Below are 12,651 nucleotides of genomic sequence, written 5' to 3'. Positions count from 1 at the left end.
CCGGTGCTCAGCGACCGCGGTCGCGACGGATCTGCTTCCCCAGGCGGGCGAGAGCAGGACGTAGCGCGGGCTGCGGCAGCAGTGCGCTGGCCCGCATCGACGCCCGCAGCACCGCGCCGGGATAGACGAGGGGGGCGCCCGCCTGCAGCCCCACCCAGGCCTCACGGGCGCACTGCTCGGCAGAGATCCGGGCGAAGCCCGCGGCATTCGTCAGGGGCCCCATCCCGGACACCTCGTCGAACTCGGTCGCCACCGGGCCCGGCGCCAGCTGCGTCACCGTCACCCCGGTGCCGACGAGCTCGGCCCGCAGACCCTCGGACAACCCGTTGACGAAGTACTTGCTCGCGCAGTAGACCACCGCCCCTGGCGTCGGCGTCTGCCCGGCGCTGGACCCCACCATGAGGATGGCGCCGCGGCCCTGGGCGACCATGCCAGGAAGCAGCTCGCGGGTCAGCAGGGTGGGCGCGGTGACGTTGACGGCCACCAGCCGGGCGATCCGCTCCGGATCGGCCTCCTCCAGCAGCCCGTAGTCGCCGAAGCCGGCGTTGTTGACGAGGACGTCGACGTGGCCGTGAGCACCGCGCACGTCCTCGGCCAGGCCGTGAACCCCCTGCGGGGTGGACAGGTCGGCGGGGCGGACGTCAACGACGAGCGGCGCGCGGCCGGCCCGGTCGACGGTGGCGAGCTCGGTCGCGAGCGCCTCCAGCCGCTCGCGGCGGCGGGCGACGAGCACGACCGTCGCGGCGGTCGAGGCGGCCTCACGGGCCAGGGCGGCCCCGATGCCGGACGAGGCGCCGGTGATGAGGACGACGCCGTCCAGCCAGTCGGGGGTGGCCGTGGGAGCGGAGGGGAAGGGGAGGCGGGGCACGAGGTCTCCTGAGGTACGGCGGAAGGACGACCAGGACTTCCTACCCCGGTGCCCGCCCCCCTCAACCGTCCGGACGCGGCGCGAGCGGAGGTCCGGGCACCGAGGACCTGGTGCGACTACGGTGCGGACATGGTCGAGCACACCCCGGACGGGCGGTACATCGTCGTCGACGGCCGCCGCTGGCGGGCCACGGACCCGATCCTCGACGAGGACGTCCAGGCCCGGCTGCGGCAGCACCTGGGCAAGGCCCGCTCGGCCATCGGTCGCACCCGCGGCGAGGAGGCCCGCCGACCCTGGCGGGACCGGGTCCAGCTGGCCAAGACCGGTCTGGGCGAGCGGGGCGCGCCGTGGTGGGAGCTCACCGAGGACGAGCGCCACGAGCGAGCCACGGCGGCGCTGGCCGAGCTGGACACCCGTCCCACCCCTCCCCTCCCTGGCCCGGGATCGTGTGCGGCTACCGCCGAGATCCGGCGGTAGCCGCACACGATCCTGGGCGGTGACGGGTGCCGGTGGGGTGGTCCTGACCCGGAAGGGCACCGCTCCCGCCCGTCCGACTCCTAGCCTGGTCGGCACCGGGCACGCGGGTGACGTGCCCTCGACGGGGGATCGATCATGCGCCAGATCAGTCACGTCGCGGCCGTTGCCGCCGCCGTGCTCGCCATACCGGCCGCTGCCCCTGCGCCCGAGGCCGCGTCCGCGTCCGCGCCCGCCGCCGGGGTGTGGCGCTGCCCGGTGACGAGCACGACCTGGCGTGGGGTGCAGCGCTTCTGGACCGGCGACCGGCGCTGCTTCACGAGCCCGTGGTATGCCGGAGCGCACCCGGTCATGATCGGCTTCGGCTGCAACCCGAGCCCGTGGTACCGCAAGGCCGCGGTGTGCCGGTGGCGCGGCGGCGTCCACCACGGTGTGGACGTAGACATGCCGGTGGGGACACCGGTCTTTGCGGGGTCCGGCGGCATCGCGCTCGTCAACCCGCGCACCACGGGCAGCGCCTACGGGCGACACCGCCTGATCCTGCGGGCGGGTCGCACCGACGTGGTGCTGGGTCACCTGTCCCGCCTGACGGTTCGCGACGGGCAGGTCGTGCGCAACGGCCAGCTGCTCGGGTGGTCGGGGATGAGCGGGGTGGAGCGCGCCGACGGACCGCACCTGCACGTCGAGGTGCGGCCCGCCGGCACGACATACACCCGGGCCGTCGACCCGGGCCGGGTGCTGCACCTGGCCGCGCGCTGAGCCCACTGCCCCGCTCCGCTCCACTCCCAGGATCGTGTGCGGCTACCGCCGAAATCCGGCTGCAGACGCACACGATCCTGGTCAGGTCTGGTCAGGTCGGGGCGGGGCGGGGCGGGGCGGGGCGGCGGGGCTGGGAGGATGGTGCCCCCGTCCCCGCACCGGAAGGTGTCGCCGTGCGACTCGCCCGACCCGCCCGACTCCACCGCGCGCTGGCTCGCGCCGAGATGGTCACCTGGACCCTGCTGCTCCTCGGTATGGCGCTGAAGCACGGCGCCGGACTGGACGGAGCCACCCGGATCGGTGGCGGGGTGCACGGGTTCGTCTTCCTCGCCTACGCGCTGGTCACCGTGCTCATCGTCGTCGACCACCGCTGGGGCGCACGGGATCTGCTCGTCGGTCTGGGGTCGGCCGTGCTGCCCTACGCGACGGTGCCCTTCGAGCGGTCGGCGCAGCGGCGTGGCCTCGTGGCCGGGGACTGGCGCCTGCTGCACGATGCGGCCCGGGGCCCGCTGGAGCGGCTGGTGGGGTGGGCGTTGCGGCACCCGATGGCCGCGGGCGTCGCCGCGGTCGTGGCGCTGGCGGTGGTGTTCTCCGGGCTCCTGGTCGCGGGTCCGCCGACCCGGTGGTTCGCCTGATCAACCGCCGCCGAGGAGCGCCGGGGCCCGGCCCCGCCGCCGACGACCCCCGGGCCCGGTCCCGGCCCCGTCCTGAGGCCGGGCTCCCACCGGGTGTCATGCCCCCGTGGCGGCCGCCCAGGTCGTGTAGCCGCCGTCCAGGTTGCGCACCCGCCGACCCTGCCGGCCGAGCAGCTGCGCGGCCACGTGGGCGCGGATCCCCACGGCGCAGTGCACGATCAGGTCGCCCTCGGGCACCTCGGCCGCCCGCGAGCGCAGCTCGTCCACGGGGATGTTGATCGCCCCCGGGATCGCCCCGCGGGCGAACTCCTCGGGCGTGCGGACGTCCAGCACGACCTCGCCCGCCTCCTGCGCGGCGGCGACCTCGTGCCACTGGACGTTGACCTCCAGCCCGGTGGCGAGGTTCTCGTCCACGAAGCCCAGCATGTTGACCGGGTCCTTGGCCGCCCCGAACTGCGGTGCGTAGCACAGCTCCAGCTCGGCCAGCTCGCGTGCGGTCAGCCCGCCGCGCATGGCGGTGGCGATGACGTCGATCCGCTTGTCCGCACCCTCGCGCCCGACGGCCTGGGCGCCCAGGATCGCGTCGGTCTCCGGGTCGACGAGCAGCTTGAGAGCCAGGCCGGTCGCCCCGGGGTAGTAGCCCGCGTGGTGGAGCGGGTGGGTGTGGATGATCCGCGGCTCGTGGCCGGCGGCGCGCAGCCGCTTCTCGCTCCAGCCGACGGTGGCGACCTGCAGGCCGAGCACGCCGACGACGGCGGTGCCGAGGACCGGCCGGTCCGAGACCTCGCGCCCGGCGATCACGTCCGCGACCCGGCGGCCCTGGAGGTTGGCGGTGTTCGCGAGCGGGACGAGCACGTCGGAGCCGTCGAGGGCGTCGCGCTTCTCGACCGCGTCGCCCGCGGCATAGATCGCCGGGTCGGAGGTCTGCAGCCGGTCGTCGACGAGGATCCCGCCGCGCTCCCCCAGCTCCAGCCCGGCCGCCTCGGCGAGGGTGGTCTCGGGGCGCACCCCGATCGCGGCGACCACGACGTCGGCGGGCACGCGCTCGCCGGTCGACAGCTGCACGGCGTCCTCGTCGATCGCGGTGACCGAGGTGGACAGCCGCAGGTCGATGCCGGCCTCGCGCAGCACCCGGTGCACCGGCGCCACCATCTCGGGGTCGAGCGGCGCCATCACCTGGGCGGTGGCCTCGACGAGGGTGACGGACAGGCCGCGGCGGAGCAGGTTCTCCGCGACCTCGAGACCGATGAACCCGCCCCCGACGACCACCGCGGTCCGCGCCCCCTCGACCGCGGCGACCATGGCGTCGGTGTCCTCCACGTCGCGCAGCGCGAGCGCCCGCTCGATGCCCGGGACCGGCGGCCGGACCGGACGGGCCCCCGGGGCCAGCACGAGGGCGTCATACGACAGCTCCTCCTCCTGGCCGGACTCCAGGTGCCGTATGACGACCCGCCGACCCGCCCGGTCGATGCGCACGGCCTCGGTCCCCACCCGCACGTCCAGGTCGAACCTCGCCCGCAGCGTGTCGGGGGTCTGGAGCAGCAGCGCCGACCGCTCCTGGATGACCCCGCCCACGTGGTAGGGCAACCCGCAGCTGGCGAAGGACACGTGGCCGCTGCGCTCGATCACGGTGATGCGGGCGGACTCGTCCAGGCGGCGCAGGCGGGCGGCCGCGGACATGCCGGCGGCGACGCCCCCGATGATCACGATGTTCATGGCGCCACCATATACCCCCTGGGGTATTATCCCGGCATGACCCCGTGGCTGATCCCCCTCGCCGTCCTCGTCGGCCTGCTGCTCGGCGCCCTCGGCGGCGGCGGCGCCATCCTCACCGTCCCGATCCTGACCTACCTGGCCCACCAGGCGCCCTCGGCGGCGACGACCGGCTCGCTGATCGTGGTCGGCACGTCCTCGCTGGTCGGCCTCGTCCCCCGGCTCCGCGCGGGCGAGGTGCGCGTCACCGAGGGGCTCACCTTCGGTCTGCTCGGCACGGCCGGAGCCCTGGTCGGGTCGCGCCTGTCCACCCAGGTGCCCGGCCCCGTCCTGATGACCGCCTTCGCCGCGCTCCTGCTGGTGGTCGCGACCCTGATGTGGCGCAGGCGATCTCGTGGCGCGTCTGCCGCCGCCCCGCCGCAGCCGCGCCGCTGGCCGGTCCGCGTCGCCGCCGCCACCGGGGTGGGCCTGCTGACGGGCTTCTTCGGCGTCGGCGGCGGCTTCGTGGTGGTGCCCGCGCTCACGCTGGTGCTGGGCCTGTCGATGACCACGGCGGTGGCGACCTCGCTGCTCGTCATCGCCATCAACGCCGCCAGCGCGCTGGCCTCGCGCGCCGCGGGCGGCCTGGTCGTGGACTGGTTGGTGATCCTGCCGTTCGCGCTGCTGACGGTCGTCGGCACCCTGCTCGGTGCGCCGCTCGGCCGCCGGGTGGGCCAGGCCCGCCTGCAGAGCGCCTTCGCCGTGCTGCTCGTCCTGGTGGCCGCGGTGGTGGCGACCCTGAACGTGCCGCAGCTCTTCTGACATACCCCCTGGGGTATGTGGTAGCGTGACGACGTGCGGTCGGGCTCTCCCCCCTCCGCCCGACCGCACCCCCACCATCAGCACCACCCCGGCAGCAAGGAGTCCTGACATGTGTCGTCCCGTGACGTGCCAGACCTGCGGCAAGACCACCTGTGCCGGCTGCGGTCGCCACGTCGACCAGGTCAAGGGCTCCGGCTTCCTCGCCCGCCTGCTCGGCCGCTGACACCCCCACCCGCTCACCAGGAGGCACCCGTGCAGCTCGACCCCGACGACCTCGACCCCGTCCTCAAGCGACTCGCCCGCGCCCAGGGGCAGCTCGCGGCGGTGATCCGGATGATCGAGGAGGGCAGGGACTGCCGCGACGTCCTCACCCAGCTGTCCGCCTGCTCCAAGGCCCTGGACCGCGCCGGCTTCGCGCTGATCTCGACCGGCCTGCAGCAGTGCCTCACCACCGAGAACCCCGACCGCGAGGCCGATCTCGCGGCCATGGAGAAGCTCTTCCTGTCCCTGGCCTGAGTCCGCGCAGCCTCGCACCTCGCGACCGGGCGCGAGGCTGCCCGCCGTCGTGGCGCTGCCCGCCGAGCCCCGTCAGGGGGTATGACGAGGACATGCACCTCCCCACCCTCCCGCCCGCCCTCGTCGCCGGGCTCGACGTCCGCAGCGCCACCCCCGTCAGCGGCGGCGACATCGCCCGCGCCTACCGCCTGGAGACGCCGCACGGGCCCCTCTTCCTCAAGACCCGCGACCGGCCGGGGCCGGACCTGTTCGAGCGGGAGGCCGCCGGCCTGGCGATCCTGCGCGAGCACGTCCCCACCACGCTGGGCGTGCCGCGGGTGCTGCGCGCCGACCGGACCGGCCTGGTGCTGGAGTGGATCGACCAGGGCCGCCCGCAGCGGCATACGGAGGCCGAGCTCGGTCGGGCGCTGGCCTGGCTGCACCGGACCACCCACCCGACCTTCGGCGCGATCGACGAGGCGCTCGCGGGCTTCATCGGCTCCCAGCCGGTCGACCTGACGCCCACCGAGGACTGGCGAGAGTTCTTCGTGGAGCGGCGGATCCGCCCGCTGACGAAGCGCGCGGTGCAGGCCGACCGGCTCGACCCCGCGGCGCTGCCGCTCGTGGACCGGCTGGCCGCCCGGGCCGACGAGCTGTGCGGACCGGTCGAGCCGCCCGCGCTCCTGCACGGGGACCTGTGGGGCGGCAACCGGCTCGTGGACCGCACCGGCCGCTCGTGGCTGATCGACCCCGCGGCGTCCTGGGGGCACCGCGAGGTCGACCTGGCGATGATGCAGCTCTTCGGCGGCTTCGGGGCAGAGGTCTTCAGGGCGTACGACGAGGCCTTCCCGCTCGCCGAGGGCTGGCGCGACCGGGTGGGGTGGTACCAGCTGCCGCCGCTGCTCGTGCACGCCATCCTCTTCGGCGGCGGCTACGGCCGCAGCGCCCTGCGGACGATGCGCGGCTACCTCTGAGCGCTCCGGCCCTGCCAGGATCGTCCGCGGGTCGCCCACAGGCTCGTGGCGGTCACCGCGGCCAGGATCGCGACGATCACCCCCAGGCTGGCGAGCGTCGGGACGGTGGGCACCCAGGCCCACACCCCGTGCGCCCAGTGCAGGATCAGCTTGGTGGCGATGAAGAACAGGATCAGCGCCAGGCCGTAGGACAGGTGCACCAGGCGGGACAGCGCGCCCTCGAGGACGAAGTACAGCGCGCGCAGGCCCAGCAGGGCGAAGGCGTTGGTGGCGGAGACCAGGTAGGGGTCGCCGGTGATGCCGTAGACCGCGGGCACCGAGTCGATCGCGAAGATCACGTCCGTGCCGAGCACGGCGAGCACGACCAGCAGCAGCGGGGTGACGGCGCGGCGTCCGTTCTCGCGCACGGTCATCGCGGTGCCGCGGTAGTCGCCGGTGACGGGGAAGAAGCGACGGACGAGGCGGACGACCGCCTGGTCGTCGATGCTGACCTGGTGGTCGTCGGAGCGGGCGTCCCGCAGCACCTTGACGGCGGTGACGGCCAGGATCAGCCCGAAGACGAGGAAGGCGGCGGAGAAGGTGGCGATCAGCGTCGCCCCGAGGGCGATCAGGAGGCCGCGCAGCACGAGCGCGCCGGCGATGCCGATGAGCAGCACCCGCTGCTGCAGCGCCTTGGGTACGGCGAAACCGGTCAGCAGCAGCATGAAGATGAACAGGTTGTCGATCGAGAGGGTCTTCTCGACCAGGTAGCCGGTGTAGTACTCGACGCCCAGCTCGCTGCCGTGGCGGCGCCATACCCAGGCGCCGAAGGCCACCGGGATGGCGACGTAGAACGCGGACCAGCCGAGCGCCTCGCGCATGCCCACGGCGTGGGGCCGGCGGGTGATCAGGAAGTCCAGGGCCAGCAGGGCCAGCATCCCGCCGATGGTGAGGGCCCACAGGGAGGGGGTGCCGATGGTGCCGAGGCTGTCGAGCGGATCGGCCGCGGCCAGGGTGGACGGGAAGGAGAGCGCAGGGCTCATCACGGCTCCTCGAGGGGTCAGACAGGCGGTGTCTGAGGTCTCCTTCACCCCTCGCGGGGCGCTCGCCCGAGGCGGTGAGGACCGCCGTCGTGACCGGGTCGAGACTTGGGAAGTACTCCCCTCGCATAACCGACAGTAATGGATAACTGCCAGATCCAGCAAGGCGAGCACGGGCGCCACGCCCCGCGCCGACCACGCCGGGCCGGGAGGGTGGCGCGGGCAGGGCACCACCGTCCGTCGTTCTGGGGCAGGACCTACGCTCCTGACAGCCTTCCGACAGGTCGGACACGCACCGTGGTCGTCGGCGGGACCACCCCGCTGGTGCCCACGGCACCTGACTCTCCAGGAGTGACCATGGCTGAGAACAACCGCATCCTCACCGCCGCAGCGGTGGCCGCTGCCGGGCTCGTGATCGCGGGCGGCGCGGCTGCCGCCAACGCCTCGACCACCCCCTCGCCCCGGGCCACGTCGAGCTCAAGCGCTCAGGCCGGGGCCCAGCCAGGGGACGACGCCCCCGGCGCCGGGACCCCGGACCAGGCCGACCCGGGCTGTCCGGGCGGTCCCGCCGCTCCGGGCGGTCCTGGCGGACGGGGACACCACGGCGGGGTGCACCGGCACACCGCGGTGACCGGCGACGAGCTCGCCAAGGTCCAGGCTGCCGTCCGGGCCACGGACTCGTCCGTCACCGTGCGCGAGGCGCGCAAGGACCCCGACGGCTCCTACGACGTGCTCGGCTCCAAGGCGGGGTCGCCCGTCAGGATCGAGGTCTCCCAGGACCTCAGGACCGTCGACGTCCGCACCGGCGGCCCCCGCGAGCACGACGGTCCCGGCCGGCACGGCCAGCACGGTCGCCCCGGCGAGCACGACGGTTCCGGCGAGCACGACGGTCCTGGCGCGGGGCCCGGTCGACCCGGTCGGCAGGCTCCCCAGGACCGGCCCACCGCCGCCGCGAGCGGCGCGGCCTGACCGGCGGGTGGCCGGTGGCGAGCCGCCCAGCCGCCGACGACACCGACCACCGGACCGCGAGGGCCCGGCGCCCCTCCCCCGGAGGCCGCCGGGCCCTCGGCCGTGCCGGCGCCGACCCGCACGATCCGGCCCACCCGGCACAGCCACCTGCACGTCACGTGAGGGGCTCACGAGAGGTGAGGGAACGGTCACCGACATACCATCGACGCCATGAGCTGGTCACCCCCCGCCATCCCGGTGTCCTGCGGTGCGATCCTGCTGGACGAGCGGGGTCGGCTGCTGATCCTGCGTCCGACCTACAAGTCCGGCTGGACGATCCCCGGCGGGATCATGGAGGCCGACGGCGAGACCCCCTGGGAGGGCTGCCGTCGTGAGGTGCGGGAGGAGACCGGGCTGGTCGTCGACCGCGGACGGCTCGTCGTCGTGGACACCAAGGCCGCCAAGGAGCACGAGCCGCTGGCGATCCGGTTCCTGTTCCACTGCGGCACCGTGCCGGCCAAGGACGCGAAGCGGATCCGGCTGCAGGAGGAGGAGATCAGCGATCACCGGTGGGCGCCGGTGGACGAGGCTCTGGACCTGCTGCGCAAGCGGGTGCGCCGCCGGGTGGCGGTGGGCCTGCGGGCCGACGGGTGCGTCTACCTCGAGGACGGGCGCCCGGTCGACGGCGTCCCCGCCTGACCGTGGGACCCGGCCGCGAGCAGCCGCTCACCCCCGAGCAGGCGCTGCAGCGGTATGACGCGCTGCCGCCCGTGACTCTCCCGGAGGTGCTCGGCCGGTGGCGCGGCAGCGAGGTGCGCACGGGTCACCCGCTGAACGGGGCGCTGACGCGACTGGGCTGGTGGGGCAAGGACCTTCGCTCCGCCGAGGACGTGCACCCCCTGCTCTGGGGCGGCCGCGACGACCTGTGGGAGCTGGACCCCTTGCGGCTGCCGGTGCCGGTGGCCCAGGCACTGCCCTGGACGCTGCGCCTGCCGCTCGCCCCGACGGCGTTGCGTCTGGCCCGGCCGCTGCTGGCCACGACCCGCCCGCGGGCGCGGCTGCGCCCGGTGGAGCACCGTGGCGTGGTCTCGACGGCCATCGCCTACGACCACCAGCCGATCGTGGACCACCTGCGACGGGTCGACGAGGACATCCTGCTCGGACTGATGGACCTGCGGGGCAGCCAGCCGCTGTACTTCCTCCTGCACCGCGAGCCGGACCCTGCCGGACGCCCCTGACCCCAGCCGGGCGGCCCTCGCCGACCACGCCCACCGACCAGCCCGCTGCCCGCGGCCGGGTCGTCGGTGACCGCCGCCTCCCGGGGACCGCCGGGCGGCGGCATCGAGTCGTCCTGCAACGGTTCTCGCCCGTACGACTCCCCTGTGCAAGGGTCGACCCACCCACGACAGGAGCTCGACGATGACGTCTGCCCGCCTCACCACCGGGGCCCTCGCCCTCGCCCTGACCCTGACCGCCGTCGCCGCCCCCACGGCCACCGCGTTCACCCCGGTCACCGACCGCGCCGCCGGCGCCCGGCCTGCCGCGGGCCCGGCCGACGAGGGCGGCTTCCTCGTGGGGCGCGCGATCGCGGACATCACCGGCCCTGCCGCCGAGAACGGGATGATGGGCTACTCCAGGACCGATCAGGTGGCGAGCGGCATCTGGCAGCGGCTGCGGGCGCGCACCTTCGTGGTGCAGGACCGGGCAGGCCACCGGATCGCCTACGTCGTCGCCGAGATGGGCATGGACTTCCGGTCGGTGGACGAGGAGGTCCAGCGGCGGCTGCGAGCCGCCGGGCTGGCCGACCGCTACGGTCGCGACAACGTCGTCATCAGCGGCACCCACACCCACGCGGGCCCCGGCGGCTACAGCGGCAACGTGGCCTACAACCTCGCGACCAACGGCTTCCAGGCCCAGCTCATGGACGCCATCGCCTCGGGCATCGTGGAGTCCCTGGTCGCCGCGGACAAGGACCTGCGCCCGGGTGGCATCACCATCTCCCGCAGCACCCTGGACGACGGCAACGTCAACCGGTCCAAGGTCGCCTTCGACCGCGACCCGGCCGGGGACCGCGCGCCCTTCCCCGACGGCCGCGCGCCGGAGAGCGTGACGCTGCGGTTCAGCCAGGGCGGGCGGGAGGTCGGCCTGCTCAACTGGTTCGCCGTGCACGCCACCTCGCTGCCCGGCACCAACACGCTGCTGTCGCCGGACAACAAGGGCTACGCGGCCTACCACGTCGAGCACGACCTGCACGGCGTGCGCTACCGCGACAAGGACCCCCAGGCCTACGTCGCGGCCTTCGCCGCCGGGGCCCAGGGCGACCAGTCCCCCAACCTCGACCTCCAGCCGGGCTCCGGACCCACGAAGGACCCGATCCGGAACACGCTGATCATGGGCCGGCGCCAGGCCGCCGCAGCCCTCGCCCCGGCCCCCGCCGTGCCGGTGACCGGGTCGATCGACCACCGCAAGCGGTACGTCGACCTGGGCGCGACCACGGTGGCGCCGCGCTGGACCGGGGACGGTCGCTCGCACACCACCTGCCGCGGCGCCGTGAGTGCCTCGATGGCGGCGGGCTCGACCGAGGACGGCCCGGCGCTCGCAGGGTTCACCGAGGGGCTCGTCTCCCCGATCCAGGCGGTCGCCGACGCCCTGCGGACACCCGTGCCGGAGGCGCTGAAAACCTGTCAGCACCCCAAGGCCTCGATCGTCGCCACCGGCGCGCTCGGCATCACGCCGGACGTGCTGCCGCTGCAGACGATCCGGCTCGGCCAGCTGGTCATCGCCACGGTGCCGGGCGAGATCTCCGCGGTCGCCGGGCTTCGCCTGCGCCGCAGCATCGCCGAGACGGTCGGTGCGGACCTGCAGGACGTGATCCTCCAGCCGTACGCCGGGGACTACAACGACTACACGGTCACCCCGGAGGAGTACGACTCCCAGCAGTACGAGGGCGGGTCGACGCTGAACGGGCGATGGCAGCTGCCGGCATACCAGCAGGAGCTGTCGGAGATCGCCGCCGCCATGCAGGCCGGTCGGCCGACGCCGGACAAGGCCCGACCCATGGCGCCACCCTTCGCCAAGGCCGACTGGCAGCCCCGGGTCCTGGCCGACGAGCCGCCCCCGGGGCGGGCCTTCGGCGACGTGGTGACCGACGCGCCCGCGACGGCTCGTCCCGGGCAGACGATCTCGGCGGTCTTCGTCACCGGGCACCCGAAGAACGCGCTGCGCCGCGGCGATACCTTCCTGGAGGTGCAGCGCCTGGTCGACGGGACGTGGCAGACCGTGGCCGACGACGGCGACGTGTCGACGACATACCGGTGGCGGCGGGTGCAGGGCGCCAGGTCGACCGCGACCGTCACCTGGCAGGTGCCGGCGGACACCCCGGCGGGGAGCTACCGACTCGTCCATCACGGCGACGCCCGATCGCTCCTGGGCGCCCGGACCTCCTTCACCGGCACCTCGCGGACCGTCACCGTCAGCTGACCGCTGCGGCTACCCTGCGGGCATGACCGCGCCCCACACCGCCGTCGTCGACGGCGTCATCACCGTGGCCGCCCTCGTGGTGCTCGACGAGGCCGGGCGGCCGCTCACGGCGCGCCAGGAGGGGACCGAGCGGTTCATGCTGCCGGGCGGCAAGCCGGAGCCCGGGCAGACCCCGGCACGGTGCGCCTCCCGCGAGGCCGCGGAGGAGGTCGGCATGGTCGTGCCCGCCGAGTCCCTCCTGCTGCTGGGCGCGTTCACGGCTGCTGCGGCGAACGAGCCCGGCCACCAGGTGCGCTCCACGGTGTATGCCGCGCCGCGCGACCACGGCCACCCCTCCTGGCCTGCGGCGGCGCGCGGCGAGGTCGCCGAGATCCGGTGGCTCGACCTGCGATCCACGCTGCCGGACGACCTGGCCCCGCTGCTGCGCGACGCCGTGGTGCCGGGGCTGCCGAGCCTGCCGGCCCCCGGGCCGCGGGCGTGAGCGG

14 protein-coding genes are annotated in these 12,651 nt (G+C 74.6%); 11 read left to right on the top strand and 3 right to left on the bottom strand.

The window, feature by feature from the left end; translation table 11 throughout:
- Nucleotides 1-7: 7 nt before the first annotated feature.
- Nucleotides 8-868: an SDR family NAD(P)-dependent oxidoreductase gene (locus ACK2IS_RS02740; protein ID WP_409484630.1), complete on the bottom strand. Its 861-nt coding sequence runs from the start codon at nt 866-868 to the stop codon at nt 8-10.
- Between the two features lie 129 nt (nt 869-997).
- Between ACK2IS_RS02740 and ACK2IS_RS02735 the strand changes: the two genes are divergently transcribed.
- The 3 genes from ACK2IS_RS02735 to ACK2IS_RS02725 all read left to right on the top strand — a co-directional run bounded on the left by ACK2IS_RS02735 (nt 998) and on the right by ACK2IS_RS02725 (nt 2,736).
- The gene (locus tag ACK2IS_RS02735; protein WP_409484629.1) at nt 998-1,345 is read left to right on the top strand and encodes a biopolymer transporter Tol; all 348 of its coding nucleotides are present in this window, start codon (nt 998-1,000) and stop codon (nt 1,343-1,345) included.
- Between the two features lie 135 nt (nt 1,346-1,480).
- Nucleotides 1,481-2,101, top strand: coding sequence for a M23 family metallopeptidase (locus tag ACK2IS_RS02730; protein WP_409484628.1), 621 nt, complete (start codon nt 1,481-1,483; stop codon nt 2,099-2,101).
- A 173-nt stretch (nt 2,102-2,274) separates the two neighbouring features.
- Complete coding sequence (locus ACK2IS_RS02725) at nt 2,275-2,736, top strand: DUF3817 domain-containing protein (protein ID WP_409484627.1); 462 nt, start codon at nt 2,275-2,277, stop codon at nt 2,734-2,736.
- Between the two features lie 96 nt (nt 2,737-2,832).
- Here the strand turns inward: ACK2IS_RS02725 and ACK2IS_RS02720 are convergent, their stop codons facing one another.
- Nucleotides 2,833-4,452, bottom strand: a complete 1,620-nt coding sequence (locus tag ACK2IS_RS02720; protein WP_409484626.1) for an FAD-dependent oxidoreductase — start codon at nt 4,450-4,452, stop codon at nt 2,833-2,835.
- Nucleotides 4,453-4,488: 36 nt separating this feature from the next.
- On the opposite strand from ACK2IS_RS02720, the gene ACK2IS_RS02715 reads away from it, so the two are divergent.
- From ACK2IS_RS02715 to ACK2IS_RS02705, 3 genes are all read left to right on the top strand, one after another.
- Complete coding sequence (locus tag ACK2IS_RS02715; protein WP_409484625.1) at nt 4,489-5,250, top strand: sulfite exporter TauE/SafE family protein; 762 nt, start codon at nt 4,489-4,491, stop codon at nt 5,248-5,250.
- Between the two features lie 252 nt (nt 5,251-5,502).
- A complete protein-coding gene (locus tag ACK2IS_RS02710; protein ID WP_409484624.1) occupies nt 5,503-5,766 on the top strand; it encodes a metal-sensitive transcriptional regulator in 264 nt (87 codons plus the stop codon).
- Between the two features lie 92 nt (nt 5,767-5,858).
- Complete coding sequence (locus tag ACK2IS_RS02705; protein ID WP_409484623.1) at nt 5,859-6,719, top strand: fructosamine kinase family protein; 861 nt, start codon at nt 5,859-5,861, stop codon at nt 6,717-6,719.
- Here ACK2IS_RS02705 and ACK2IS_RS02700 read toward each other — a convergent pair.
- A complete protein-coding gene (locus tag ACK2IS_RS02700) occupies nt 6,710-7,741 on the bottom strand; it encodes a TerC/Alx family metal homeostasis membrane protein (protein WP_409484622.1) in 1,032 nt (343 codons plus the stop codon). The genes ACK2IS_RS02705 and ACK2IS_RS02700 overlap by 10 nt on opposite strands.
- 354 nt (nt 7,742-8,095) lie before the next feature.
- Between ACK2IS_RS02700 and ACK2IS_RS02695 the strand changes: the two genes are divergently transcribed.
- The 5 genes from ACK2IS_RS02695 to ACK2IS_RS02675 all read left to right on the top strand — a co-directional run bounded on the left by ACK2IS_RS02695 (nt 8,096) and on the right by ACK2IS_RS02675 (nt 12,647).
- Nucleotides 8,096-8,707 (top strand): hypothetical protein, encoded by a 612-nt coding sequence (locus ACK2IS_RS02695; protein ID WP_409484621.1) that lies wholly within the window; start codon nt 8,096-8,098, stop codon nt 8,705-8,707.
- A gap of 210 nt (nt 8,708-8,917) precedes the next feature.
- Nucleotides 8,918-9,385 carry an NUDIX domain-containing protein gene (locus ACK2IS_RS02690; RefSeq protein ID WP_409484620.1) on the top strand — a complete coding sequence of 156 codons (468 nt, stop codon included), beginning with the start codon at nt 8,918-8,920 and terminating at the stop codon, nt 9,383-9,385.
- 2 nt (nt 9,386-9,387) lie between these two features.
- Entirely contained in the window at nt 9,388-9,924 is a 537-nt protein-coding gene (locus tag ACK2IS_RS02685; RefSeq protein ID WP_409484619.1) for a DUF4334 domain-containing protein, read from the top strand.
- A 181-nt stretch (nt 9,925-10,105) separates the two neighbouring features.
- Complete coding sequence (locus ACK2IS_RS02680) at nt 10,106-12,166, top strand: neutral/alkaline non-lysosomal ceramidase N-terminal domain-containing protein (RefSeq protein ID WP_409484618.1); 2,061 nt, start codon at nt 10,106-10,108, stop codon at nt 12,164-12,166.
- A 22-nt stretch (nt 12,167-12,188) separates the two neighbouring features.
- Nucleotides 12,189-12,647, top strand: a complete 459-nt coding sequence (locus ACK2IS_RS02675; protein ID WP_409484617.1) for an NUDIX hydrolase — start codon at nt 12,189-12,191, stop codon at nt 12,645-12,647.
- The last annotated feature ends 4 nt before the right edge of the window (nt 12,648-12,651 follow it).

This window comes from Arsenicicoccus dermatophilus (genome assembly GCF_046267915.1).
Lineage (GTDB): Bacteria > Actinomycetota > Actinomycetes > Actinomycetales > Dermatophilaceae > Arsenicicoccus > Arsenicicoccus dermatophilus_A.
The sequence above is the reverse complement of the archived record's forward strand: the minus strand, read 5'-3'. Positions and strand labels throughout refer to the sequence as shown.